The sequence below is a fragment of the Saccharibacillus alkalitolerans genome (assembly GCF_011090185.1).
Taxonomy (GTDB): Bacteria; Bacillota; Bacilli; order Paenibacillales; family Paenibacillaceae; genus Saccharibacillus; species Saccharibacillus alkalitolerans.
The window spans coordinates 600,013-626,421 of record NZ_JAAFGS010000004.1; the positions used below are offsets into that span (position 1 = coordinate 600,013).

The 26,409-nt window shown below is 56.3% G+C and carries 22 protein-coding genes; 11 read left to right on the forward strand and 11 right to left on the reverse strand.

Translation table 11 applies throughout. The features are described 5' to 3' along the window. Positions 1-171: 171 nt before the first annotated feature. The 4 genes from GYN08_RS14490 to GYN08_RS14505 all read right to left on the reverse strand — a co-directional run bounded on the left by GYN08_RS14490 (position 172) and on the right by GYN08_RS14505 (position 9,209). Positions 172-5,046, reverse strand: coding sequence for an InlB B-repeat-containing protein (locus tag GYN08_RS14490; RefSeq protein WP_166275382.1), 4,875 nt, complete (start codon positions 5,044-5,046; stop codon positions 172-174). Between the two features lie 377 nt (positions 5,047-5,423). After that, positions 5,424-6,842, reverse strand: coding sequence for an L-arabinose isomerase (araA, locus tag GYN08_RS14495; RefSeq protein WP_206023752.1), 1,419 nt, complete (start codon positions 6,840-6,842; stop codon positions 5,424-5,426). A gap of 51 nt (positions 6,843-6,893) precedes the next feature. Then, positions 6,894-7,589, reverse strand: a complete 696-nt coding sequence (locus GYN08_RS14500; protein WP_166275386.1) for an L-ribulose-5-phosphate 4-epimerase — start codon at positions 7,587-7,589, stop codon at positions 6,894-6,896. 18 nt (positions 7,590-7,607) lie between these two features. Next, complete coding sequence (locus GYN08_RS14505) at positions 7,608-9,209, reverse strand: xylulokinase (RefSeq protein ID WP_166275389.1); 1,602 nt, start codon at positions 9,207-9,209, stop codon at positions 7,608-7,610. Positions 9,210-9,489: 280 nt separating this feature from the next. On the opposite strand from GYN08_RS14505, the gene GYN08_RS14510 reads away from it, so the two are divergent. After that, positions 9,490-10,581, forward strand: a complete 1,092-nt coding sequence (locus GYN08_RS14510; RefSeq protein WP_166275391.1) for a GntR family transcriptional regulator — start codon at positions 9,490-9,492, stop codon at positions 10,579-10,581. A 103-nt stretch (positions 10,582-10,684) separates the two neighbouring features. Here GYN08_RS14510 and GYN08_RS14515 read toward each other — a convergent pair whose 3' ends face one another. Then, the gene (locus GYN08_RS14515; RefSeq protein WP_166275393.1) at positions 10,685-11,248 is read right to left on the reverse strand and encodes an NAD(P)H-dependent oxidoreductase; all 564 of its coding nucleotides are present in this window, start codon (positions 11,246-11,248) and stop codon (positions 10,685-10,687) included. A gap of 194 nt (positions 11,249-11,442) precedes the next feature. Between GYN08_RS14515 and GYN08_RS14520 the strand changes: the two genes are divergently transcribed. From GYN08_RS14520 to GYN08_RS14530, 3 genes are all read left to right on the forward strand, one after another. Beyond that, entirely contained in the window at positions 11,443-12,297 is an 855-nt protein-coding gene (locus GYN08_RS14520) for a helix-turn-helix transcriptional regulator (protein WP_166275395.1), read from the forward strand. A gap of 163 nt (positions 12,298-12,460) precedes the next feature. Next, positions 12,461-13,168, forward strand: a complete 708-nt coding sequence (locus GYN08_RS14525; protein WP_166275397.1) for a Crp/Fnr family transcriptional regulator — start codon at positions 12,461-12,463, stop codon at positions 13,166-13,168. A 132-nt stretch (positions 13,169-13,300) separates the two neighbouring features. Further along, entirely contained in the window at positions 13,301-14,047 is a 747-nt protein-coding gene (locus GYN08_RS14530; protein WP_166275399.1) for an SDR family NAD(P)-dependent oxidoreductase, read from the forward strand. 84 nt (positions 14,048-14,131) lie between these two features. On the opposite strand, the gene GYN08_RS23980 is transcribed toward GYN08_RS14530, so the two are convergent. Beyond that, the gene (locus GYN08_RS23980; RefSeq protein WP_268952881.1) at positions 14,132-14,263 is read right to left on the reverse strand and encodes a hypothetical protein; all 132 of its coding nucleotides are present in this window, start codon (positions 14,261-14,263) and stop codon (positions 14,132-14,134) included. A gap of 31 nt (positions 14,264-14,294) precedes the next feature. Further along, positions 14,295-14,546 (reverse strand): NAD-dependent epimerase/dehydratase family protein, encoded by a 252-nt coding sequence (locus GYN08_RS14535; protein ID WP_166275401.1) that lies wholly within the window; start codon positions 14,544-14,546, stop codon positions 14,295-14,297. On the opposite strand from GYN08_RS14535, the gene rsgA reads away from it, so the two are divergent. Beyond that, positions 14,524-14,967, forward strand: coding sequence for a GTPase RsgA (gene rsgA, locus GYN08_RS14540; RefSeq protein WP_166275403.1), 444 nt, complete (start codon positions 14,524-14,526; stop codon positions 14,965-14,967). The genes GYN08_RS14535 and rsgA overlap by 23 nt on opposite strands. After that, positions 14,964-15,980, forward strand: coding sequence for an aminoglycoside phosphotransferase family protein (locus GYN08_RS14545; RefSeq protein WP_166275405.1), 1,017 nt, complete (start codon positions 14,964-14,966; stop codon positions 15,978-15,980). Before rsgA ends, GYN08_RS14545 begins: the two co-directional genes overlap by 4 nt. A gap of 93 nt (positions 15,981-16,073) precedes the next feature. Here the strand turns inward: GYN08_RS14545 and GYN08_RS14550 are convergent, their stop codons facing one another. Beyond that, entirely contained in the window at positions 16,074-18,164 is a 2,091-nt protein-coding gene (locus GYN08_RS14550) for an Ig-like domain-containing protein (protein WP_166275407.1), read from the reverse strand. Between the two features lie 177 nt (positions 18,165-18,341). Continuing rightward, positions 18,342-18,677 carry a winged helix-turn-helix transcriptional regulator gene (locus tag GYN08_RS14555; RefSeq protein ID WP_166275409.1) on the reverse strand — a complete coding sequence of 112 codons (336 nt, stop codon included), beginning with the start codon at positions 18,675-18,677 and terminating at the stop codon, positions 18,342-18,344. Positions 18,678-18,782: 105 nt separating this feature from the next. On the opposite strand from GYN08_RS14555, the gene GYN08_RS14560 reads away from it, so the two are divergent. Further along, the gene (locus tag GYN08_RS14560; RefSeq protein WP_166275411.1) at positions 18,783-19,166 is read left to right on the forward strand and encodes a RidA family protein; all 384 of its coding nucleotides are present in this window, start codon (positions 18,783-18,785) and stop codon (positions 19,164-19,166) included. 112 nt (positions 19,167-19,278) lie between these two features. Here the strand turns inward: GYN08_RS14560 and GYN08_RS14565 are convergent, their stop codons facing one another. Then, positions 19,279-19,953, reverse strand: a complete 675-nt coding sequence (locus tag GYN08_RS14565; protein ID WP_166275413.1) for a TetR/AcrR family transcriptional regulator — start codon at positions 19,951-19,953, stop codon at positions 19,279-19,281. Positions 19,954-20,101: 148 nt separating this feature from the next. Between GYN08_RS14565 and GYN08_RS14570 the strand changes: the two genes are divergently transcribed. Together GYN08_RS14570 and GYN08_RS14575 are read left to right on the forward strand one after the other, a co-directional pair. Continuing rightward, positions 20,102-20,854, forward strand: coding sequence for an SDR family oxidoreductase (locus GYN08_RS14570; RefSeq protein WP_166275415.1), 753 nt, complete (start codon positions 20,102-20,104; stop codon positions 20,852-20,854). 58 nt (positions 20,855-20,912) lie between these two features. Beyond that, entirely contained in the window at positions 20,913-21,749 is an 837-nt protein-coding gene (locus GYN08_RS14575; RefSeq protein ID WP_166275417.1) for an SDR family oxidoreductase, read from the forward strand. Positions 21,750-21,883: 134 nt separating this feature from the next. On the opposite strand, the gene GYN08_RS14580 is transcribed toward GYN08_RS14575, so the two are convergent. Beyond that, a complete protein-coding gene (locus tag GYN08_RS14580) occupies positions 21,884-23,098 on the reverse strand; it encodes an extracellular solute-binding protein (RefSeq protein ID WP_166275419.1) in 1,215 nt (404 codons plus the stop codon). A 331-nt stretch (positions 23,099-23,429) separates the two neighbouring features. Here GYN08_RS14580 and GYN08_RS14585 point away from each other — a divergent pair, with 331 nt between their 5' ends. Together GYN08_RS14585 and GYN08_RS24080 are read left to right on the forward strand one after the other, a co-directional pair. Then, positions 23,430-24,143 (forward strand): response regulator transcription factor, encoded by a 714-nt coding sequence (locus GYN08_RS14585; RefSeq protein WP_166275421.1) that lies wholly within the window; start codon positions 23,430-23,432, stop codon positions 24,141-24,143. Between the two features lie 40 nt (positions 24,144-24,183). Beyond that, positions 24,184-26,139: a sensor histidine kinase gene (locus tag GYN08_RS24080; protein ID WP_206023753.1), complete on the forward strand. Its 1,956-nt coding sequence runs from the start codon at positions 24,184-24,186 to the stop codon at positions 26,137-26,139. The last annotated feature ends 270 nt before the right edge of the window (positions 26,140-26,409 follow it).

Below are 26,409 nucleotides of genomic sequence, written 5' to 3' on the forward strand. Positions count from 1 at the left end.
CGAATTCGATTTAAACAACATGCATTTCCATCTTATGTTCATGCTGCACAATATTCATTATATGGCATTATGCTTTCTTCCGTTGAATATCGTCCTAGTAGAACCTCTCGGGCAGATACTTATATTCAAATAGCATTTTAACCCAAAAAAAAGGCTGCTAGGCAGCCTTTTTTACTCTTTGAGAATCTTGAGAAATAATGAAAATCCATTTTTCATTCCATGCCGCTCGTCCAGGTTTCCCCGGTCGATATAGCTTCTGTCCGCGGAGCGCTCCAGCATCCGGTTGACCAGGGTCACCACTTCGGAGCGAAGGATGAGATTATCGGGTCTGAACGTACCGTCCGTATACCCTTTGATCCATCCTTTTGCCGCGCCGGAAGCGATCGCGTCGCCGGCCCAGTAGGAGCTCGGCACGTCCGTGAACGTCACGGATCCTCCTGCGGCCAGTTTGTCGAAGCGGGAAGCGATCGCCGCGAATTCCGCGCGCGTTACGGGAGCATCCGGTTTAAAGGTTCCGTCCGTATAACCCGTCACGATGCCGTATTGTTCCATATAACCGACGGCATTCGCATACCATCTGTCGGCCGCGACGTCCCGGAACGCGGACGGATAAGCCTGCTCCACATTCATCTTTTCCAGCAGGAGCCGCGAGAACATCACGATGACTTCGGCTCTCGTCATGTTGCGGTCGGGAGCGAAGGTCCGATCCGGATACCCCTGCATATAAGCGAAATGATTCGCTTTATCCAGAGCCGGAGGTTCCGGAGCCGCGGCTTCCGCGATCCACTTGGCGCTCAGCGTAACGGCGGAATAGACGCGGTCTTTATTGAAGTTCCACTCTCTGCCGTCCGCTCTATGCCAACCGGCAAAGCGATAGCCTTCGCGCTTCGGATCGGCGGGCTTGGACACCAGGGACCCGGCAGCCGCCGCTTGCGTGACGGAGGCCGGCGTTCCGCCCGCTCCGTCGAAGGTCACGTCGTAGTAGGTTGGCGCCGCGGCAGCGGGAGCTTGACTGACAGGCGCAATGCTCGCCGGAGCCTTACCCTGACGTGCGTAGTACAGCTTGATTACGAGCTTGCCGTCGCCTTTGACAGCGGCCGTCGTTGTTGTCGCCCCGTCAACCGCGCCGTATCCGTACGTGACGCCGCTGTCCAGCAGCGCGCTGTCCTGCAGGTCGGAAACGGTCAGCACGCTGTCCGCCAAGCCGGAAGCCGTGCTTGTCTTGGTCGGCGAAGACGGGTAGCTTCCGCCTTCGTTCATGACGTAATGCTCGACGGAATAAGCTGCGGGAGTCAGGTAAGCCAAAGCGTATACCGAGAACTTTTTGACGTACAGCGTGATCGTCTGTTCTTCGGGGTCCACCTTGAGATATTCTCCATGTTCGTTCTTCGTCTCTTGAATCGTATGCGTCGGTTCGTTTCCGTGATCGCGATAGACGCGGTACAAACTGCTCGTTTTCCCCTGCAGATCGGCAGGAATCGGAACCACGATTTCGATCAAGCCTTTCGTTTCTTTCAGCTTGCCTTGGGAAGCGCCCCAATCTTCCTGCTCGGTCGCGCGTTTGTACTTATCCAGCGTAATGTCCAGATAGAGACCGATATACGCGCTTTTTTCTTGCGCCTGAGCTTTGATCTTCCCGACGCCTCGTTCGACGTCGGCATCTTTCGTGCTTTCGTCGACTTTGGCAACGGACATTTCGACTTTGACAAATCCTTGATTGTTTTCATCGATCAAATATTGTTCGGCTTCGGGATGCAGATTGTTGATGACCACAGGCGGCGTCTCCGGCGTCTTCAGTTTCAGCAGGCTGCTTGCGTTGCCCAACGGGAAGATGATTTTGCCGAGTTCGGTCACCGGTTCGTTCGCGCTGACCCGGATCGCGATAATTTCCGTCTTGTCTCCGATCGTCATGATCAGGTTATATGTCCCCGCAGGGATGTTGTAAATCGTGAATTTGCCGTCGGGACCGGTCAGCGTCTCCTCTCCGTACTTCTCGTTGCCTCGGACGATTTGGATCTTCGCGGCCTGTACGGCTTTGGCAGGCTCGCCGTCGTCGATTACGGTACCCGTAACGGCGCGCTCCGAAGACCAACGGGCATAAAGGACGGCAGAAGCTTCGTTCTTGTCCCAGCTGCGCGCGCTGCTCATGTCGGCACTGTAATACGGAATGCCGCCAGTTTTCTGGTCGTAGTAGCCCCGGAACTGATAACCTGCCCGAGTCGGCGCCGCGGCGGCAGGCATCGCTTTATCGTAAGTCGCCGTTACGCTGCCGCTTCCTCCCTGTCCTCCGTTGTCGTCCAACGTGACCAAGCTGGTTTTGACATTTTCCACTTCCTCGAACACGGCGGTATAATTCTCCGCTGCGTAGCCGTTTGGCGTTTTCTCCGGCACCAGCGTCTCGGCGGTGCTTACCGGAGTTCCGCCGGCATTTTGCCATTCCACGAAACGATAGCCGGGATTCGCGATCGCCGTCGCGCCCGCCGCGTTATCCGAGATCGGATTCAGCGACTCGAAGGAGCGGCTGACGGTGCCGTAATTAGTGTTGTTCGAAGCATAATTGATCGTGACTTTTCCGAGTTCCGTCCACATGGCGTAGACGGAATGCGTGACGGATACGACCACTGTTGTTTTGTCTGTTACGCCAACTCCGGTTCCGTCGGGCTGCGTATTCCAAGACGCAAATGTGTAACCGCTGCGGACCGGAATCTGGTTAGGCAGAACGTAAAGCTGATCGTACGTTTCGTTAACCGGAACCTGCGTCACGCCGTCCGCGTACTCGCCTTCGTTCGCGTCGAACGTGACGTCGAAATTCAATGCGGTCCACTTCGCGTACAACGTTTGGTTCGAAGTCACGGCATAAGGGAAGCTCACTTTGTCTGCCGAATTCCGCTCGGGACTCTTATACCAGCCTTCCAGCGCATATCCCGGCTTGGAAGAAGTCGGCGGCGTTTCGATCGAGTTCGTCTCCAAATCCGTAACCGCGCTGCCGCCGTCCGTTTCGAATTTCACCGTGAACTTCGCCGAAGCTGTCGGCGTCCATTTCGCGTAGACGCGGGTAGGCTGCTGCGTGACTTCCGTATCCAGCTTGAACGCGGTCCCGCTGCCGTCCGCCTTCGTGTTCCAACCGCCGAATACGTAATCGGTACGGGCAGGGTCGTCCGGCAAATAAAGCACGCTGCCGTACGCGGTCAAAATATCGGTCGAAACGGCTCCGCCTTTCAATTGGCCGCCGTTCGCGTCGAAAGTCGCCGTATATACGGGGCTCCAGACGGCGTAAAGGGTCGAATAGCCGCTGACGTCCTTAAGGTCGACCGCCGTCTGTGCCCCGGCAGAAGTCCCCCAGCCCGAGAACGTATACCCTTCGCGCGAAGGCGGCTGAGGCAGAACATACAGCCTTCCGCTCAAAGCTTTGATGGACTGCGTTCCGCCGTCGCCTCCGTTGGGGTCGAAAACCACGGTTTGGGCAGCTTTCCAAATCGCGTATACGTTTGTATTTGCCGTAATCGCGCTTGTCGGATAGATTGCTTCGCCCAATCCGTCGGCTTGACGGTTCCATTCGATAAACTGGTATCCCTCCCGCGTGGGTTCGGAAGAAGGCATCTCTCCGAATCGTCCGTCCGTAATCGATTTGAAGGCCGGCATGCCGGTGACCGGGTCGCTTCCCGCATTGGCGACGAAGCTCACCGTATAGGTCGCCGCCGCCCACTTGGCGTAGTAGCTGCCTTCCTGCGTAATAGCGGATTCGGGAGGCAGCACCGTGCCCGGCGCGGTGCTCAGATACCAACCGCTGAGCGTATAGCCGGGCCGAGTAATCGTCGGCATGACGCCGTTGAAGTTATTGCTGTTTCCGTTGGAATAAATCGTCGTGATCAGAGCTCCGCCTTCAGCCGTGAAATTGTTGTAAAACTTGGCGGCTTTGTTTCCGTTGTTCGACCAGCGCGCATAGACCGTCGTATTTTGCGATACGGCCGTAGACGCATTGAACCAGGTTCCGGTACCGCTCTGCGCGGAACTCCAACCCACGAAATACGAACCGGCTTGCGTCGGAACAGGCGGCATGGCATCGCCGACCACCCCGTCTTTGGTCGGTATCGTCACCGCCGCGGAAGAAGTGCCGAAAGTTCCGCCGTTCGGATTGAAAGTGACCGTGAAAGATTCTTTGCTGCTCCAGGTCGCATACGCGGTCATATTGGCATCGACCGGAGTGCCGGCGGTAACCGAAGTTCCCGTCCCGTCGGCCTTCGTGTTCCAACCCTGGAAGTACATGCCGCGTTTGGTCGGCAGCGTCGCAGGCAGCGCCCCCAGCGTGTTCCCTCCGGCCGCAACCGTTTTGAAAGCCGGCGATGCTTCCGTATCTCCGGTGTTGCTGTCGAAGTTCACGGTATAAAGGGTGCTGCCGTTCGCGGAAGTCACGTTCGAGAATACGCCGAGCGCGTTCCACGTTTTTTGCGAAGACCAGCCGGATCTGTCCATGCCGTTGAGGTCCTGGTTGAACGCGTTATCCTGCGCCGCCGTGCCTGTCATAAACCGGAACGGCGTGGAGGAAGTGAAGTTGATGCCCGTTCCCGAGAGAGCTTTGGCAATGTCGGCTACCGCGAACTTGAAAGAAACGAAATAATCTTCGTCTCCGTTAAAACGGCTGCCGTCTCCCGTAGGGATGATCGAGTAGTTAACGTTTTTTACGGGTTTGAACGCCAGCAGAGGCTTGCCCGAAATCCCGGTCGTGCTGGGACCCGTATTCGCGTAAGCCGGATTGGAGCCGTAGATGCCGAGACGCCCGTTGTTTCCCGTCGGATTGTAAGCGCCGAGGAAGAAATCCACGCTGCCGTTCGAATCGGCGTCGACCCCGACGAACGCGAAGTTTTTGAACTCGTAGGCGCCGTTGCCGTTCGCATTGCTGACGCGCATGCGGATGGACAAATCCTCGTTCGTGAAATGCATGTACGTCGACGGATAGTTCGCGTCGCCTACGATATCCTGCGATACCGAACCGCTGCCGGTCTGCTGATCCTGAAGATAGTCGTTCTGGTTGTTGGCGGGATACACCGCTTTCCACTCCGGTCCGTTTCCTTCCAGCGAACCGGCTGCGGACGCGGCGGGTAGACCCATGACGGAAAAGATAGGGAATATCATGCTGAAGCACAATAAAAGGCTTAACGCTTTTTCTTCATGTGTAGGCTCCCTTTTTCTTGATGACTGACTTTCCTGAAAGACCGTCGGTCGGCAGGATGATGCCTTTATGATCTGAAGCTTCGCTTTATGGATCTATTATCGCAGCGGCAGAATCGCGTTCGGGAACGGAGCGAAGGCTTGCACGGAGAGGCGCTTTTAACCGAAAACGCAAAAAAACCGCTCTCGATAAATGAATTGTCCATTCATCGAAGAAGCGGTTCTTTTTAACCGGCTTGTTTGCCGCGCGTCCTTTACTTGATGACCACGTACTCCAAATTCACCAGCTTTGCGTAAGTCACGATCTGATCCGTTGTCAGGTTCAAGGATACGACGGTATGGTGGCCGCCGCCGTTTTCGATCCAGGCTTTGACGCCGTCCTGGAAGTTCGGCTTCACGGTCCACAGCACGCGGGCCACCGGAAGGTTCGGAGCCGGCTCCGTCGGTTCGAACGCCGTCACTTCGTTGATCAGCAGCTTGTAATGCGTGCCGTGGTCCATCATGGACACGACGACGCCGTCGCCGGCTTTGCCGTCGAATACGAGACGGGCCGGATCTTCTTTGCCGCCGATTCCCAGCGGGGATACGACGACTTTCGGCTTGCTGCCGGCCAGGGAAGGATCGACTTCGAGCATGTGGGACTGCAGAATCGCTTCTTGGCCCGCTGCCATCTCATACGTGTAATCTTCCATGAAGCCCGTGTTCTGGTTGTGGCTCATCACCTTCATGAGGCGATCGAGCGCCGCCGTCTTCCAGTCGCCTTCGCCGGCAAAGCCGTAGCCCTGCGCCATCAGACGCTGAACGGCGAGACCCGGAAGCTGCTTCATGCCGTGCAGATCTTCGAAGTTCGACGTGAAGGCGTTGTAGCCTTTGTCGTCCAGGAAACGCTTGAGCGCGATTTCGTAACCCGCTTGAACGCGAACGCTCGCTTCCCAAGCTTCTTTGCTGTTCGTGCCGTAATCGAATTCGTAGAGGTTGGCGTATTCGGCCATCAGCTCGTCAATTTCCTTATCCGTTACGGCATTCACGTATTCCACGAGATCGCCGATGCCGTAGTAGTCCACCGTCCAGCCGAATTGGATTTGCGCTTCGACCTTGTCGCCTTCCGTTACGCCGACGTTGCGCATGTTGTCGCCGAAGCGGGCAACGCGGATGTTGAAGCTTTCGTTATAAGCGACGGCTACGTCCATCCAGTCCGCGATCTGACGCTGTACTTCAGGGCGCTCCCAGTAGCCGACAACGACCTTGTTCTGTTTGTTCAGACGGGCGTTGATGAAGCCGTATTCGCGGTCGCCGTGGGCGGCCTGGTTCAGGTTCATGAAGTCCATGTCGATCGTCGCCCACGGGATGCTTTCGTTGTACTGGGTCGCCAGGTGCAGCAGCGGCTTTTGCAGCAGCTTCGTGCCGCGGATCCACATTTTCGCCGGCGAGAACGTGTGCATCCAGGTGATGATGCCCGCTACTTCGTCGCGGTAGTTCGCTTCTTTCATGATGCTTGTGATCTTGTCCGCGGTCACGGCCAGATCCTGCAGCACGAGCGGATAAGGAAGCACGCCGCTGTTGTTCAGGGCGTCCGTCATCTGCTGCGCGTGGGCTTTTACTTCGCCCAGCGCTTCTTCTCCGTACAAATGCTGCGAACCGACCACGAACCAAAACTGTTTATCTGCTGTCATGGAGATCATCCTCTTTTCTTTTCGTTATAAATTATTAGGTAAGGCTTTTGATTATTTCTGGCCGTAGTAGGCGTCTTTGCCGTGCTTGCGCAGATAGTGCTTGTCCAGAATGCCCTGCGGCAGTTCCTTGGCAAAATGGTTCAGCTGACGCGCGTACAAGTTCATCTTGCACACTTCTTCCAGCACGACGCTGTTCACGACCGCCGATTTCACGTCTTTGCCCCAGGTGAACGGCGCATGGCCCTGCAGCAGCACCGCCGGAATCGCCATGATGTCCACGCCGAGCTTCTCGAACGTCTCGATGATGACGCGGCCCGTCTCCGCTTCGTATCCGCGGTCGATTTCTTCCTGATTCAAAAATCTCGCGCACGGAACGGCTCCGTAGAACGTGTCCGCATGCGTCGTTCCCATAACCGGCACGTCCAGTCCCGCCTGCGCCCAGATGGTCGCCCAAGTGGAGTGCGTATGCACGATGCCGCCGATCTGCGGATAATGCTTGTACAGCACCGCGTGAGTCGGGGTATCGGAGGAAGGTCTCATGTCGCCTTCGACCACGTTGCCGTCGAAGTCCACGACAACCATGTCGCTCGGCTTCATCGTTTCGTAGCTGACGCCGCTCGGCTTGATGACGAACAGGCCGCTTTCCCGATCGACGGCGCTGGCGTTGCCCCAGGTGAACTTCACCAGGCCGTGCTTCGGCAGTTCGAGATTCGCTTCATAGACTTCTTGTTTCAGCTGTTCTAACAATGGGAGTCACTCCTTGTCTTAATTCAGATGGTCGACGGCCGCCTGCTCGATCGCAAGTCCCGCCTCGTAGCGCTGCATGAACGTCCGGAACCCTTCGACGTCTTTCTCGTCCGGGGCCAACTGCTCCGCCTGGACGTCTTTGAACACTTTATGCTCCAGGAAGTCCGCCAGGCTCTCTCCCTGTTCTTTGCCCGTCATGTACGAAGCGAGCAGCGCCATGCCCCACGCTCCGCCTTCGCCGGCCGTGGACATGACCGAGATCGGGACGTTCAGCGCGGCGGCCAGAGCCTTTTGCCCGACGAGCGGAGTCTTGAACAATCCGCCGTGGCCGAGGATGCTGTCGATGCCGACTTTCTCGTTTTCCGTCAAAATGTCCATGCCCAGCTTGAGCGCGCCGAACGCGGTGAACAGATGCGTGCGCATGAAGTTGGCCAGATTGAAGCGGCTTTCCGGCGAGCGGACGAACAGCGGACGGCCGTGCTCGAGCCCCGTAATGTTCTCGCCCGAGAGGTAGCCGTAGCTGAGCAGCCCGCCGCCGTCCGGATCGGCTTCGAGCGACTTGTTCAACAGCACGCCGAACAGCCTGCCGGAATCGGCTTCGTAACCCATCGCCTGCGCGAATTCGCGGAACAGCCCCATCCAGGCATTGAGGTCGCTGGAGCAGTTGTTGGCGTGCACCATGCCGACCGGGCTGCCGTCCGGCGTCGTGACCATGTCGATCTCCGGGTACAGCTTGGACAGCTCGTGCTCCAGCACGATCATCGCGAACACGGACGTGCCGACGGAGACGTTGCCGGTGCGCTTCTTGACGCTGTTCGTCGCCACCATGCCGGTGCCGGCGTCGCCTTCCGGCGGGCAGAGCGGGATGCCGGAACTCAGGTCGCCGTCCGGGTCGAGCAGCTTCGCGCCTTCCGCGGTGAGCGTGCCGGCCTGTTCGCCGGAGAGCAGCACTTTCGGAAGGACTTGTTCGAGCTTCCACGGATAGCCTTTCGCCGCGATCAATTCGTCGAACTGCCCCATCATCGCGGAATGATAGTCATGCGTCGATTCCTCGATCGGGAAAACGCCGGAAGCGTCGCCGATGCCGATGACTTTCTCGCCGGTCAGCAGCCAGTGGATGTAGCCGGCCAGCGTCGTGACGTAATCGATGCTCGGCACATGCTCTTCCTCGTTCAGGATCGCCTGGTACAGATGGGCAATGCTCCAGCGTTCCGGAATGTTGAATTGGAACAGCTCCGTCAGTTCGCGCGCCGCTTGGCCGGTCGTCGCGTTGCGCCAGGTGCGGAACGGCACCAGCAGCTCCCCCTGCCCGTCGAACGCCATATAGCCGTGCATCATGGCCGAGAATCCGATCGAACCTACCGTCTGAAGCGTTACTCCGTATTTCTGCCGGACCTCCTGCTTCATTTCGCGGTAAGCCGTCCGAAGGCCGTTGATGATCTCCTCCCGATCGTACGTCCAATAACCGTCCTTCAGCTGATTCTCCCACTCGTAGCTGCCCGAAGCGATCGTTTCGAAACTCCGGTCGATCAGTACCGCCTTGATGCGGGTCGAACCGAATTCGATGCCGAGCGCCGTTTTCCCCTCGGTAAGGATTGCTTTCAAATCTTCATGGCTCATGATCCTATCTATCCCCTTCCTGCTCCTGCGTACTTGCTATACGAACGGCTTCCGATCCCATCGGTCGATTGACGAGGGCAACCCGGAGATTCGGCCCGAAAGAATGCGGTTTCAATAACTCACAGCTTCAGTATATTTTTTGTACGTACATTTGTCAACGATACAACTTAGTTATACTGTCATTATGGTACTAAGGGTCGATTCCGTTTGCTTTCCTGCTGTTCCATGCTAAGATGTGTACGTACAACTTTCTCCAGCAACGAGGAAAGAAGTGAAATCCATGAAGCCCAAATATCAGATCATCATTGAAGATATAAGAAGCCATATTCTCTCGGGAACCTACAAACCCGGCGAGAAAATCCCGTCGGAACTCTCCCTGCAGGAGAGCTACGACGTCAGTCGGCAGACGGTCCGCAAAGCGCTGCTGGAACTGTCGAACGAAGGCTTTCTGCGGAGCGAACGCGGTTCCGGCACGTATGTCAGCAGCCAGTATCGCTCGAAGTCCGGTTCCAAGTCCGGCAACAAGACGATCGGAGTCATTACCACGTACATCTCGGACTATATTTTCCCTTCCATCATCCGGGGGATCGAAGGCCGGCTCAACGAAGACAGCTATTCGCTGCTGCTCGCCAGCACCAACAACGACATCGCGCAGGAACGCAAAGCGCTGGAGATGATGCTCTCCTACGGCGTGGACGGCCTGATCGTGGAGCCGACCCGCAGCAACGTCTATAATCCGAATATCGCGTATTACCTGTCGTTCAAAGAGCAGGACGTGCCTTTTACGATGATCAACGCTTACTACGAGGAATTGGAAGTCCCGTTCTTCTGTCTGGACGACGTGCAGTCGAGCTACCTCGCCACCCGCGAGCTGATCGGCAAAGGCCATACCCAGATCGGGATCATAGCCAAAATGGACGACCTGCAGGGCAAATTCCGCATGAAAGGATTCATCAAAGCGCTCGGCGAAGACAAGCTGCGGTTCCAGCACGAGCATGTCCTGTCGTTCGATACGGACAGCAAGCCGGACCTATCCGCCAATCTGGAAGAGTATCTCCAAGAAAACCGCGACGAACTGACGGCGATCGTCTGCTACAACGACGAAGTCGGGCTGGAAGTGGTCAACGTATGCCGCAAGCTCGGGATCGCGATTCCGGACGACCTGTCGATCGTCTGCCAAGATAACTCGTATATCGCGAAGAACGCCAATATTCAGCTCACCACGCTCACGCATCCGCAGGAACAGATGGGCCGCGACGCGGCGGACTGGGTGATCAAGCGGCTTCAGGGGAAGAAGGATCTGCCGGACAAAACGTATTATCAGCCGGTGCTGGTGGAAGGCGAAACGGTGAAAGTGATCGAGGTGGAGTAACAAGGATTCAACAGGCAGCTCAAATATCGAAAAGCAGTCTCTTCGTCGTCGAAGGACTGCTTTTTGATATGAATATCAGTAGCTTCGCAGATAAGCGGCTCTCTTAAACCGCAAGTTTCAGCTCAAAAACTTTATTCAAATGTTCGCGCAGCTTGACGAGATACGTCTCAACCTGCGGATTGGCGATAACGTCGTGAATACTGAAGCTTTCCAGCGCCTCCATGCCGACGAAACGCTGAGTCGCATGGATATGTTCCAGCGTCCCTTCCAGATCCAATCCTTTGAAAAAGCCGTCGGGAGTTCCGTATTCGCTTTCCGGGGCGTTCCAAGTGGTGGACAGCATATACGTTTTGCCTGTCAACAAGCCGCCTTGTCCATACCGTTCGGCTCCTGCAAAAATCACGCCGTATTCGTACACTTCGTCAAAATATTGTTTGAACAGCGTAGGCAGCGAGAACCAGTAAATCGGCGTCTGAAAAATGATCGTATCCGCCCATTTGATTTTCTCCTGCTCTTCTTTGATGTCATAGCCCTCCTGAACCGTTGTTGTTTTGACGTTATGCTGTTCCGACAGAATCGAAACCGTTTCGTCAACGAGCGTCTTGTTCAATCTTCCTTGCGAATAAGGGTAAAACTGGTGGCCGTTAATGATCAGAATATTACTCATGGTATTCTCCTTCTATCCTTTCGGATTTGCGAATGTGTTAAAATGAAGCGGAATAAGTGATGAATTTATCCTAACCCGATTGGAATCATTCAAGAAGAACGGCAGTTGTATAGGTATGGCGGCTATCGTAATCTGTGATTCTATCATTCGTGATCCTGATACTGAGAGTATCAGCTTGAAAGGAGCGTTCGGCTATGAGCGACCATACGCATCGTCAAGAACTTGGGCGCTTTCTTCGTACCCGGCGCCTTCGCCTCTCGCCGGAAGAAGCAGGACTTCCACCCAACGACTTCACGAAACGGAGAACAAAAGGACTGAGGCGCGAAGAAGTCGCGGCGCTCGCGGGAATCTCGCTGCCCTGGTATACCTCTCTTGAGCAGGGGAAGGATATCAACGTTTCCGATCAAGTGCTGGACAGCCTGGCTCGCGTCTTTCGTTTGAACCGGGAGGAACGTCATCACCTACGCGTTCTTGCCGACCCGCGCCGACTGGCGCTGATCCCCGAAAACAATGTGCCGGAGGTCTCTTCTTCGTTGGGCTTCCTGCTGAATCAGATGCCGCTATGTCCCGCTTACATTTCCGATTCCCGAATGAATGTGCTGGCATGGAACAGCTTGGCTTTCGCCGTATTCGGGCCGTTTGGGACAATGGACAGCCGCGAGCGCAACATCATCTGGCGTCTATTTATTCTGCCTGATTACCGAGCGATGTTTGTCGATTGGCAGACGCTGACGGCGGCTCTGCTCGGCCATTTTCGGGTGATGTACAGCCAGCATCTCGAAGATCCCTGGTATGCGGAATTTATTGCGGAGATGACGGAAAAGAGTCCCGAGTTTGCAGCGATGTGGGAGGATTACGAAGTCCGCTGCGCGAGCAGGCATCCGCAGACTCTCGCACACCCGGAAGCGGGCCTGCTGAATCTATCGAACCTTGTAATGCCGGTTCAGGATGGAAGCGGACAATTTTTGCATGTCTATACGCCCGATTCCGATGACGGTTCGATCGAGCGACTGGAGCGTCTCGCCTTGCAGACGAAGGAAGCCCGTTAGATTTGGGCGCCACCTTCGGCAGCATGCCGGAGGATAAATAAGACGTGACGGGCGCGGCCATTATGAATGACTGCGCCCGTCACGTCTTTTTGTTTGCGGAATGCTGCCTGCTTGGTATTCGGGGATAAGGAAAACAATCGCGAACATGTATAAGGAGGAATCTATGGCATATCCAGAAAGCTCGGAAACGATCGCCGCGTTTTTGCCGAAAATCAAACTGTTCGAATCGCTGCCTGCGGAAGCCCTCGACGACATCCAACAATCGGTTACCCGTGCCCATACGTATCAGGTTTCGAAAAACTCGATTTTTCAAACGCCCGACGACGAAAGAAAAGGTTTGTTCCTTCTGTTTGCCGGCAGGCTTCGCTTCTACAAAATCAATGCGGACGGCAAACAGCATACGGTCTGCATTCAGAACGAAGGCAGCGTGTTCGGCGAGGTCGACACATTCGCTCTTGGCGAGGTCGGAAGCTACGCGGAGGCGATGGAAGATTCGACGATCGCGTTTATCCCGGCGGGCCGGTTCGAACCTTTTTTGCGCAAGTATCCCGAGCTGTCGTTGGTTTTCCTGTCGGAAATCAGCAGAAACCTGCGCGTTCAAGGCGAGTGGGTGGAACATCTGGTGTTCGGCGATCTGCGCGGCAAAGTGCTGTACTTCCTGAACCGATTGATCGGCAAATTCGCCTCGGACGCGCACGCGGATCAAGAAATCACCATCCCTCTCACCCATCAGGAGTTGGCCGATATCGTCGGAGCCACAAGAGAAGCGGTATCGCTCGCGCTGAAAGAACTGTCCAACGAAGGCATTCTGAGCACCGGACGCAAAACGATCACGATCGATCTGTCCAAAATGAAAAAAGAACTTCCTTGATTGTCCCGACCGACGGCCTTCCGATTCCGCTTCGCGTTCCGTAATCCACATTACGGTCGAACGGCTCGCCCGGAATTATGATGAATATCGAAAGAAACATTCACCTATTCATTTCGCGGGAGGCTTATCGATATGGGAAAATTCGAAGGAAAAGTAGTCGTGGTCACCGGAGGCACCAGCGGAATCGGACTGACGACGGCGCAGCGCTTCGTGTCGGAAAGCGCTCACGTCTTCATTACCGGACGCAGACAAAGCGAGCTGGACAAAGCCGTTCAGCTCATCGGCGAACGGGTGACCGGCGTTCAAGGCGACGTATCCAACTTGGAAGATCTGGATAGATTGTTCGACACGGTAAAACGGGAAAAAGGACATCTGGACGTCTTGTTCGCGAATGCCGGACTCGGCAGCCTGCTTCCTCTGGGTCAGATTACGGAAGAGCAGTACCGGAAGACGTTTGACGTCAACGTCAAAGGCACGCTGTTTACCGTTCAAAAAGCGCTGCCGCTGTTCCCGGACATGACGGGAACGATCGTCTTGACCGGCTCGACGGCAGGAGCGATGGGCGATCCGGCTTTCAGCGTGTACGGAGCGAGCAAAGCGGCGGTTCGCCAGATGGCGCGGAACTGGATCGTGGATCTCAAAGGGACCGGCATCCGCATCAACGTCGTCAGTCCCGGCACGGTCTATACGCCGGCTTACGACGAGCTGTTCGGCGAAGCGCTGGACGAGGTTCTGGAATCGGCGAAGACGACCGTGCCGCTGAGCCGTCTGGGTCAGACGACGGAGATCGCCGAAGCGGTGCTGTTCCTCGCTTCGGAAGACAGCAGCTACGTGAACGGCAGCGAATTGTTCGTGGACGGCGGTCTGGCGCAGATCTGATGCGCGGCTGCATAGGGTTGAGAATATCGAAAAGCTGCGACCCCGGATGGGCGCAGCTTTTCGGCGTACCTGTCTCATATGAACTCAGACCTTCGACGATGGTTTGGATGCCCGCAGGCGCGCTTGTTCTTCGAACAAAACAATCGTTTCTTCGAACGTGCGCATCGGACGGCAGTCCAATTCTTCGACAATCTTGTTGTGGCTGTAAGCGGTCAAGATGGGATCGCCGCCGGGAATGATCGGCTGCTTATTCAGCGCCCGAAGAATGCGCAGGCCGAAGAATGCGCAGGCCGAATTGACTTTCCGGATAATTGCCGTCGACAGCGTTGTACGCCTGTCCGACTGCTGCCGGATGAGCCGCGGCCAGCATGCACATCTCGGCCACGTTCTCGGCATGCACCCACGGAGCCAGATCGTCGGGGTGAAGCCAGTCGACTTTTTCGGCATCGGCCAACTTCTTCACTAACCCGTCGCAAGTGGTCGCCACCAATTTCGACACGGTATTCGTCCTGTCTTCGCTGAATCGGGATTTCAGCGTCGACCGCATTCTGCGCTACGTGACGCAGGCCAAGCAGAGCGGCGGGCAGCCTGTTACCCTGCTGACCAAAGCGGATCTTGCCCCGGATCGCGAGCGTCCGCTGGCGGAAGTCGCCGAAAGCATCCCCGGCGTCCCGGTCCATGCGGTCTCCAGCCATTCGGGACTGGGCTTGAGCGAACTCGAACGCTATCTGGCTCCGGGACTTGCGGCCGTCTTGCTCGGCATGTCGGGCGTCGGCAAGTCTTCCCTGCTGAATGCGCTGATGCGGCAGGAGAGCCGGTATGTGCAGAACAGAACGAGTTATCTGGTCGACAAGATCGCCCGGCACAAGACGGCGATTGTCCGCAGCAAGCACGAGAAGAAGAACGGAGGCAAAAAATGAACATGAATCCCGAAACGCTGAACTCGGCTCTGAGTCAGCTGCTTCAAACTCCGGTAATCGCCGCAGACTATCAGGTTACCGCCCTTCAAGGCGGAACGGTAGCCGGCGTGTATCTGCTGAACGGCATGGCGCAGACCGCAGATCGACGCCGACTGCCGTACCGCATCGTACGCAAAGTCCAGAAGAAATGGGAACGCTACGGCGATCCGGATTCATGGCGGCGCGAATATGATCTCTATGCTTCCGACCTGGAGCAGACCTTCCTGACGGGCCTGCGCTGGCCGACCTGCTATCATGCGAAGATGAACGCCGAAGCGAACCAATTCGAGCTGTGGCTGGAATATATCGAAGGCACTTCCGGGCCGCGTCCTACTCTCGAGATGTATGAACAGGCGGCGCTGGAATGGGGACGTTACCAGGGCAAACTGTATGCGGAGCAGCCGGCCGTTCTGCGCGGCCTGGCCAACCTCGGCACGGCAGATTTCATGCACAAAAATTATTGGCATTATCGCTCCTGGCCGTTCGTGCATGACTATATCCGATCAGCCGAATGCCGGCTTCCGCGGCACCTCAGCGATATGCTGATTGCGATCGACGAACAATCCGAGAAAATTTTCGCCCGAATCCGGAGTCTGCCGCTGGTTCTTTGCCACCGGGATTTCTGGTCGACCAATCTGATTCATGCGGACGGAACGCTCAAGCTGCTCGACTGGGATACGGCCGGATGGGGCTATCCCGGCGAGGATCTCGCCAGCCTGATCGCGGACGAGACCCATCCTGACTATATGTTGGACTATTATCATCGATGCATTCCTGCTTATGTCAGAGGTTTTGCGGAACATGCCGGAGACCTTCGCCTGGAAAAAGAAAAGGTCTACGAGATGATTCTGCTGATCTTCGGGTACAAGCTGGTGGAGAGTTACCTCCATCCGGAAGACGCGCAGGATCAAGAGGTCGTGATTCGCGTGCTTGAGAGTATCTATGAGATGAAATACGGATCTGCGAAAGACTGATTCCGGCCGTACGAAAAGACCGCCTCGTTATACGAAGGCGGTCTTTTTTCGATTTCGACGCCAAATACGAAAACGACGGAGGTTCGATTTTTTCTATTCCTGCTGCTTCCGCAGGTTCATGAGCAGCGTCACGGCTTCGGCGCGCGTGGTCTCGGCGGCCGCTTTAAACGTATTCGCGCCTGTACCCTGAATCACTCCCGCCTTTTTTAGCACTTCGGCAGCGTCTTTGGCCCAGACAGGGATCGAACTATCGTCCGAGAACGAAGTTCTTGCGCCGCTTCCGGCGGACAGCTTCAGTGCGCGAGCGGCCATGACGGCCATCTCCGCGCGGGTGATGCCAGCGTTCGGGCGGACAGAACCGTCGGCGTAGCCGGTCAAGATGCCGAGCTGAACAGCCTGCGACACGGCGGTTTGCGCCCAGGCGCCGATCTCCGAAGCGTCCGTGAAGCTTACAGCCGCGCCGGACGCGTGACCGTTCAACACATTCATGAGCACCAACGCGTATTCGGCGCGCGTCACGATCGCATCGGGGCGGAACGTGCCGTCCGGATAACCGGAGACGAAGCCTTCGCCGATCGCCTGCTTCACCGCCGCTTCCGACCAGTGGCCCGAAATATCGCGAAGCGCGATATCCTGCGGCTTTCCGCCGCCCGGCAGGGCCGTCTTCGGCGTCTCTGCCGCAAGCACCGCGTATTTCGCGAAACGATCGACGTCTACCGTCATCCGGTTTCCTTGCAGAGTTCCGCCTTTGATTTCCGTCCATGCTTTTCGCGTCTCGTCGTAAAAGAACACGGCGGCTTTTCGATCGCCGGTTACCGCAGCCGGATCGAAGGACAACGACAGTTTGACCGGTTTATCGAGATTTTCCGGTAAACTTTTGAACAGTTCGAACACCGGGCTTGCCAGTATCTCGCCGTTATTCAGCAGATTCCGCGTATCCGTCACCCGATTGATGCTCAGCTTCAGCTCCTTCGCCGCAGCGCCAGCCGGGACTTCGACCCGGATCGCGTCTCCCAGATTGACGGTTCCCGCGCGTCCTGCCGGAAGCGTGAGCGTGCCGTCGTTCGAGACGATCAGAGCATTGCCCGGAACCTGATCGACCGGAACAGATATCGGAGACGCGTAAGAAACGGGCGGCGGAGAAGGTTCGCCGCCGCTCGGCGTCACGGTCTTTACGGCGTAAGCATTCGACACAGTAGTCCCGGCGCCGGCATTGCCTGCCGCGCTGACGAAGCCTTCGTTGCGAAGCGAAAGACGATTGATTTCCGCATCCGTATCGGATGCAGGCGTTAAAACCGCCGTCCAGGTGATTCCGCCGTCAGACGAAGCCAAACCGCTTAACGTACCGTTATCCACGGTAAAGTCGTCGATCGCCAATCCAGTCACTGCTTCCGTGAAGACGATCTTCACCGAAGACGTCTTGCCTGCCGTCAAAGTCGAATCCGCGACAGTGACTGCGGCCGTCGGAACGACGGTTTGGACTTCGTAATTATCGGAACTCGTCGTTCCCGTTCCGTGATTCCCCGCAAGGTCGATGATGGCGGCATTTTCGAGCACGACGGTATTGGACTTGCTCGCGACGTTCGCTTTCGGCGTCAGCGTCGCCGTCCAGGTGATTCCCCCGTCGCTGGAACTCAGACCGCCGACCGTGCCGTTCGGAACCGTCAGATCAGCTTCCGTAAAGCCGGTTACGGCTTCCTTGAAGACGAACGTGACGGTAGCGGAATCGCCGGCCTTCAGCGCCGTATCGGAGATCGCGATACTGCTGGCTAACGTCGGCCTAAGCGTATCGATCGCAAAAACATCGGACACGGTCTTTCCCGTATTTGACTCGTTTGCCGAATTCATTACGCCCGTATTGTCTAGCGTCACGGTTTGAGCCGAGGCTTCCACGTCCGAGTACGGAGTCAGCGCCGCCGTCCACGTTGTTCCTCCGTCTGTAGAAGACGGCTCGCCGATCAAGACGTTCGTGGAAGTCAGATCCGCGACCGAAAATCCCGAGACCGCTTCCGAGAACGTAATCGTAAGCGTGGACGTATCTCCGATCTTCAGCGCTTTGTTCGAGACGACCAACGTCGCCGTCGGAGGCGCCGCATAGACTTTATTTAACGCTGCCGAATCCGCCAATCCGATCAAGACGCATCCGACCGACAGAACCGTGCCGACTTTTTGAATAACGCGCATATAAGCCCCCTTATGATGGTTCCGAGCATCGGAACTTCGGATTCTTTTCCGGAATCCCCCTGCTGCCTGTCCTGCCGTCCGTTAATGGCTTGCTTAGTTAAAATTCAAGATATCCGGCAAGATCCCTGCATCGGCGAAAAAAGAAAAGCTCTCGCTGCGGCTAAGCAAGCCCAAGCGTCACCGATTCTTCGCTCCCCATTCGCACAACTGCTCCAACACCGGCAGCAGCGTCTGTCCTTTCGGCGTCAGCGAATATTCCACTTTGGGCGGGATCTGCGGATACTCGACGCGCTTGACCAGCCCGTCCGCTTCCAGTTCCTTGAGCTGCGCGCTGAGAACCTTATAGGTGACCGGCCCCAGTTGGCGCTGCATCTCGTTGAAGCGAACCGGCTGCCGGGCGGCCAGCAGATACAGGATCGCCATCTTCCATTTCCCCCCGATGACCGACAGCGTATAACCGAACGACGTGTCCCCGATCACCGTCTCTTTGCCTTTCAAGTCCGAAATGCCCATGTTCACGCTATCCTTTCGGATAGTACCCCTCTTATTTGTGCGTACTATCCCTTTATTTTCGCCCAGTTTATACTAGCCTTACTTTCAAGTAAAGGGGCTAACAAGATGACAACCATTCAAACATACAACCATGATCTCTGGGATCACGGCATCTCGCAGGGGTACCGGGTAGGCAACACGATCCATATTTCCGGTCAGTTCGCTCACAATGCGGAAGGCGAGTTCGTCGGGGCCGGCGATATCCGGGCGCAAATGGCGCAGACGCTGGAGAATCTGGACAAAGTGTTAAAGGAATTCGGCGCGACGAAGGAAAATCTGGCTTACGTGGAACTGTATCTGACGAACGCGCAGGAGCACGGGGAGATCGCGATCGAGCTGTTCAAAGAGTATATCGGGCAGCACCGGCCGGCGGGGAGCCTGATCGGCGTGACGTATCTGGCGTTCCCGGAGCAGTGGGTGGAAGCGAGAGCGGTCGCGCATATCGGGTAACGAAAACGGGACTTGAAGTCGGAGAAACGGCGCGCCTTTGCTGCGCCGCTTTTGAAAACTCCGAATCGAGTCCCTTTTTTCCATTATCCGTGCAGCGTTTCGCCCAGTACGTTTACCGCGTGCTTGACCGCGGCTCTCGCCTGATCGTAAGCGCCGGCAGCACCAGCCCGTCGAGCAGATCCGCGTAAAAAGCTTTTTCGAACGGCTTGCGCTCGATAAGTCCGCGAAAAGCGGACGACGAAGTGATGACCCGGCAGGCCAGCTCCAGATTCGCATACTCGGAAATCTCGCCGCGGGCAGCGGCTCGCTTCATGAGCTGCAGGTTCGCTTCCGCCCAGGAATCGAAAATTCCGGCCGTGCCGGTCTCGCTGAATTCCGGATGCTGCAAAAAGGAACCCAGGCCCGCCAGAACGCGGAATTTCCGTTCTTCTTCCGCCATCGACTGCGGCCTTATCAGCAGCAGCAGGTCTTCGCGCAGATTCCCGGAATCGGGCAGATTGTCGAGATCGAGATGGCTTCGGTTCATCCAGGCCAGCGCGTCCCGTACGAGCTCCGCTTTGGAGGACCAGCGGCGGTACATGGTGGCTTTGCCGGCTTGGGCCCGGGCCGCGACCCTATCCATCGTCATTCCGTCGAAGCCCGATTCGGCCAGAATGTCGATCGTCGCCTCCAATATTTTTTCGTCCCGCGTATGATCTCTTTTTCGGCCTACCTTTTGCGGCTTTTTCTCTTCGGCATCCCCGGATTCTCGCCCGCCGCCCGGTTCGTTCCGCGACATTTCGCTCATCGTGTTCGCTCCTTTTCGCATATTCAATACGAGAATTTATAGTTTCGGAACTTTACAGTTTCGAAATTGTATGATTTACTGTCATTATCCCATATCGAACGGGAAATAGACAGAAGGTATCGCCGATACCGAGAAGGAGATTACGATGATGTCGAACTCACCTGTAGCGCTGGTCACCGGAGCCAACAAAGGAATCGGGGCGCAAATCGCAAAAGATCTGGCGGGGCATGGATTTACGGTACTTATCGGATCGCGCAGCTTGGAAAAAGGTCAGACAGCCGCCGACAGCATCGGCGAGAACGCTTATGCCGTTCAGCTCGACGTCACCGATTCGGATTCGATTGCCGCCGCGTCCGAGCGTATTCGACGCGAATTCGGACGGCTTGACGTTCTCGTAAATAACGCGGGGATTTCGCATGCGGGAAAATCGGACAATGCGTTTCCGAGCGACGGCGCGGCAAGCGGCTTGTTGACGGCAGCTCCGATGGAAGAGATTCGCGCCGTTTACGAAACCAACGTGTTCGGCGTCATCGCTGTCACCCAGGCCATGCTGCCGCTTCTGCGCGAAGCGCCGGCCGCCCGCATCGTCAACCTGGGCAGTACCGGCGGTTCGCTCAGTTGGAACTCCGAGCCGGGCAACCCGCATCGGGCGATGTACGGCGCTTATTCGGCGTCGAAGTCGGCCGTTCATGCGGTAACCTTCGCTTTTGCGGCGGCTTTGGAATCGACTCCGATCAAGGTAAATGCGGCGTGTCCGGGCTTCACTTCGACGGCGCTGAACAATTTTGCCGGTACGCGCAGCGTCGAGCAGGGCGCGCGCGAAGCGGTAAGGTTGGCCATGCTCGGCGCGGACGGTCCGACCGGAACGTTCTCCGACGAAGACGGGCCGGTTGCCTGGTGAAGCGGGACGGTATATCTTCAAACGAAATATCGTCAAACGAAGCAAGGAGGAATTCATCATGCGCGTATTCGTAACGGGAGCTTCGGGATATATCGGTTCTTCGGTCGTCCGCGAACTTCTTGATGCCGGGCATCAAGTCTTGGGATTGGCCCGTTCCGATCAAAGCGCGGCCCGGCTTCAAGCGGCGGGCGCGGAAGCGCATCGCGGTGACCTTCATGACCCGGACAGTCTCCGCCGCGGAGCGGAGGCTTCGGACGGCGTGCTGCATTTGGCGTTTCATCACGATTTCTCCGACTTTTCCGGTGCGCTCGCTGCCGATCTCGAAGCCGTGTCTGCTATGGGAGCCGCCTTGGAAGGCTCCGGCAAGCCCTTCGTCATGACGACGCATGCCGGCGGAACGGATGCGGAGAACGTGATGCGCTCGCTGGCCGAAGGCGGCGTCCGGGCCGTCATCGTCGAACTATGTCCTTCGGTACACGGCGAAGGCGACACGGGCTTTATCCCGATGCTGATCGAGATCGCCAGAACCAAAGGCTTTTCCGCTTACGTGGAAGACGGCGGCAACCGCTGGCCGGCGGTGCATCGCCTGGATGCCGCCGCGCTGTATCGCCTGGCGCTGGAAAAAGCGCCGGCCGGCTCCAGACTGGAAGGCGCCCATGACGAAGGCGTGCCTTTTCGGGACATCGCGAGCGCGATCGGCAGGCGCTTGAATGTCCCTGTCGTCGGTATCCCGCGGGAAGAAGCCGATACGCATTTCGGCTTCCTCGGCACGCTGGCCGCGCTCGATATTCCGAGATCGAGCGCGGCCGCCCGCGAGCTTGCCGGTTGGCAGCCCGCGCAGCTCTCGCTGCTCGAAGATCTGGAGCAGCCGCATTATGACGGCCGAGAGCTTTAACTTTTTTGAATCTCGCGCGCGCATTCAAAAAAGAGAGCCTGTCCTTTATAAAAGGGCAGGCTCTCTTTTGGGTGTCTTCTATCCCGCTTTATCCGTTTGACAGCTGCTTGACTCCTCCTTTTCGAACCGGTTGGTTAGTTTTTCGAGGCTTTCGCCACCTTATCGGCAGCCGCCTGCGTTTGGGTCTGAATGGCTGCGGCGGCTTGATCCGCCGTCTTTTTCTTGTTTACCGCAAGCATCAGTTCTTTCTGAAGGACCGTCCAAAACTTCCATTCCAGATTGGCCGATCTGATGCTGAGGGCCTGCGCTTGGAGATGCTGATCCAGGTTCGGCTTCAGCTTATAAAAAGCATTCACTTTGTAACCCGCGTACTCGTCGACCATGCGGGACAGAAGCGCAATGTTGTTGGAGCTCTTGGTGCCGTAATATTGTTTGGCGTATTCGTCTCCCGTGAAGTACTCGATGAACTGCCACGCTCCGTCGACATTCGACGCTTTTGCCGGAATGGCGAAGATGTCGCCCGTATAGAAGTCGCCCGTGGACTTGCGATCCCCGGAATCCGCGGGACCGGCGGCGATGCCGAGCGTAAACGGCTTATAATTTTTCACGCCGCTTTTGGCGGCCTGCAGGTTTTTCAGCTGGGTGACCGAAGAGATCACCATCGCGGAACGGCCCATCACGAACGGGTTGCTCTGCAGGTAGCTTTTGGCGGACAGGCTGATCCCTTCGTCAAGCACTCCCGCCTTTGTCGCCTCGATCGAAATATTATAAGCTTTTTTCCACTCCGGCGTATTCGCGGTTACTTTCAAGGTCGCCGGATCGATAGGCGCCAACCCTTCCGTGCGGGCAATTTGCATCGCCAGGTTGCTGGAGCCGAAGGAGCTCAATCCCCAAATCCGCGAATCCTTATCTCCGGAAGTCGGGAACTTACGGGCAAGCTTCAGAATTTCTTCCCAGGTCATGCCGTCCTTCGGCAGCTCGACCTTATACTTTTTGAACAGATCCGCGTTGTAGAGCACGGCGTTCGCCTGCACGCTTTTGCTTAATCCGTACAGCTTGCCGCCGCCCTGTTTTTTCAACTCGTCGGTCAGGCCCGGATACAGCTTGGACGTGTCGTAGTTGTCGCGCTCCATGAGCGGTTCCAAATCCGTCAGTTTATCCGCCTTGGCCATCTGTTGGTAATTGTACGGGTCCAGCATGATCAAGTCCGGCGAATGCTTCGCGATCAGCTTGTCGTAATTCGGCGCGCCGTAGCCGGGAGCGATCACTTCGAATTCCGTATCGGGATACTTCTTGCTGAAGAAATCCCCGTACTGTTTTTGGAACGCCTCTTTATTCTCGAATACCACTTTTAACGTTTGTTTCGTATCCGACCCGCCGTCTGAGCTTGCAAAAACTTTCGGACTCCCGCCAAAACCCGACGAGACCAACATCAAACTCAAACCCAAACTGCTTATAACGGCTTTCTTCAACAAGTTACGCTTCAACATAAACCCTCCGCTCATTTATTGTTTGTCATGCTTACGAACCCAGTATAGAAAAGAGAACTTATCATCCGTCTGCCGAACTTCTTATCATTCCCTTAAATCCTTCGAACTTTATCCCTTGCACCCGAAATATCGCTTATAATGATCATGCTGTTCTTGAATTCAAAGAGATAGAGAAAGCCGGGGAGGATCTATGGCGGAAAGCACGATTTTGATGGTGGACGACGAAGCGGAGATTACCCAATTGATGAGCATTTACTTCAATAACGAAGGCTTCAAGCTGCTGAAGGCTTTGAACGGACTGGAAGCGCTGGAGATTCTGCGGAACCATCCGGTCGATCTGATCGTTCTCGATTGGATGATGCCCGAAATGGACGGTTTGCAGGCCTGTATGAAAATACGGGAGACGAATTCCATTCCGATCATCATGCTCTCGGCCAAAAGCCAGGACATCGATAAAATATCGGGTCTCAGCATCGGAGCCGACGATTATCTGACCAAGCCGTTCAACCCGCTCGAGCTGATCGCGCGGATCAAGTCGCAGCTGCGGAGAGTGAACCAGTTCAACACCCCTCCGGCCGGCGCAAACGAAATACATATCGAGAACGTGACGATTAATATCGCGTCCCATACGGTGACCGTCGATCGGGAGGAAGTCAAGCTGGCTCCCCGGGAGTTCGCCCTTCTGCAGATGCTGGCCGTCAACCGGGGAATGGTGCTGAGCATGGACCGCATCTACGAAGAAGTCTGGAACGAGCCTTTCATGCAGTCGAAAAACAGCGTCATGGTGCATATCCGGAAGCTGCGGGAGAAGATCGAACGCAATCCGCGCGAACCGCAGATCATCAAGACTGTATGGGGGATCGGCTACAAAATCGAAAACGATCCGAAACCGAGGGGGGAGTAATATCCGAACGCAATGGCTGTATACGATCCGTTGGAGATTGATGCTGATCATGGTTGCCAGCCTGGCTTTGACGGGCGCAGCTATTTTTTTCGGATATTTCATGGCGGGCGCGCTGCAGAAGACCAAATACGCCGCCGTCCCGATCAACTGGATCATCGAGAACGCCGGCTCCCTCCGCGTGATGATCATCGCCGGCATCCTGCTCTTTCCTATCATGTTCTTCCTGGCCAGCATCCGTCTGGTTCGGGATCTGCGCAGCCTTAACGTCGGACTCCAGGAAATAGCGGCAGGACGCTTCGGGCATGCCGTAACCGTCAAAGGCAAAGACGAATTAAGTCTGATCGCGGAACGTATGAACCGGCTGAGCAGCGAATGGGATCATGATCTGGCGGAGATGACGCGCGGCCTCGAAGAGATCGCAGGCGGGCAGTTCGAGCATCGCATCCGGGAGATCCCGAATCCTAAATTGGGCGAAGTCGCGCGCAGCATCAACCGGATGAGCGAACAGTTGAAGCGTTCGATCGCCGAAGAGCGCAACGCGGAAAAGACCAAAAACGATCTGATCACCGGCGTATCGCACGATCTGCGCACTCCGCTGACCTCGATTCTCGGCTTTCTCGAAGTGATCGAGAAAGACCGGTATCAGGACGAGGTGGAAATGCGCTACTACATTAATATCGCGTACGAGAAATCGCTCGCGCTTCGGCGGCTGATCGATGAGCTGTTCGAATATACGCGCATCAACAACGGCCTGCCCCTGGAGCTGAGCGAGCTCGATGTCGCCGGGTTACTCGGTCAGCTGGCCGAGGAATTCGTGCCGATCACCGAGAAGGCGGGCATGGAAATCAGGCTGCACCTGCCGGAAGAGGACTTCAAGATCCGGGCGGACGGCGGGCTGCTGGTACGGGCTTACGAAAATATCATTGCCAATGCCATCCGGCACGGGAAGAGCAGCGAATTCATCGATATCGAGATCGGGCGGGACGAAGAGATGCTGGTCGTGCGGATCCGAAATTACGGCGAGCCTATTCCCGAAGGGGATCTGCCTTTTATTTTCGACCGCTTTTACCGGGGAGACCGCTCCAGATCGAAGCAGTCCGGAGGAACGGGACTCGGACTGGCCATTACCAAGAGCATTATCGAAGTGCACGGAGGATGCATTACGGCGCACAGCAGCCAAAAGGCGACCTGGTTCGAAACCAAGCTGCCGTTCTCCGGCCTGAAGCAGGCGCAGGAGACCGCGGCGGCAGAGAGTCGTTCCGCCCTTCCCGACAACGAACGGGCAGCGGAACGGACGGCGGAGCGAATGCCGGAACCGTTTCCCGAGTCGGCTCCGACAGCGGAACCGGATCCTGCCGCGAAACGAAAAAGGCCTCCCTGGCGGCCGCGCTTCTTCCGCTCCGGATTGGCCGCGATCCCGATGATCGTCCTGCTTGTCGGCGCGATCGTCCTGGTCAGCGTCGAGAATGTATTTACGTCCGATCTCATGGCGAAGCCGAATTCCGTCTCTCCGGAATCGGGCGGGACGGCGCCTGCCTCCGCTTCCGCCGCCTCACCGATCAAGCTGCTTACCGGCAAATCGGATAAAGAATTCACCATCTTCGTTCACGGATACTCGTTCAACGAAAAGCAGATCATAATCCGGTATTCCATGAAATACGATCCTCCTCTGATCGCGGACCAGAATCCGGCGAAAAAGTCGATCACGCCGGTCGTCCAATTGGACGACTCCACCATCCGGGAAGTTCCCGGCATCATTGCGGTGGATTCCGGCCAAAAACTGTACAAAAACGGCGTGATCATTTACTCGTTCGGCGGAACTCCGCCTCCGGAAAAATTCACGCTGAAGGTCAACATAAAGAGTCTGCTCCTGGTCGACGAACTGGGCAAGGAAAGCACGATTACCGGGAACTGGGGCTTCGAAATGCCCGTGAAAAGAAATTACAGGCTGAAGCCTAACGGTCAGAGCGAGCCTTTGGAATTGCCTGGTTTGTAGGGATAGCGACGGAGGAGCGCAGATTAAGATTGTTAGAAGCTTTAAAAGCCCCGAGCTATCCGCTCGGGGCTCAGGCTGCCTTGAAAGTCCTATTCGTTGTAGAAGCTCGTCGACTGCGGGAGAAATTCGTTCCGGTCGCGTGTTGAAATCGAGAAAAAGGATCAAAATTTCAGTGGAATTTTCTCGATTTCAAAGGCGATCACTATCGTTCCTTCACTGAACTTCTCCCTCCGCCTCCTCGCTTGACTCGGAATCAGAATTTCTCGACAC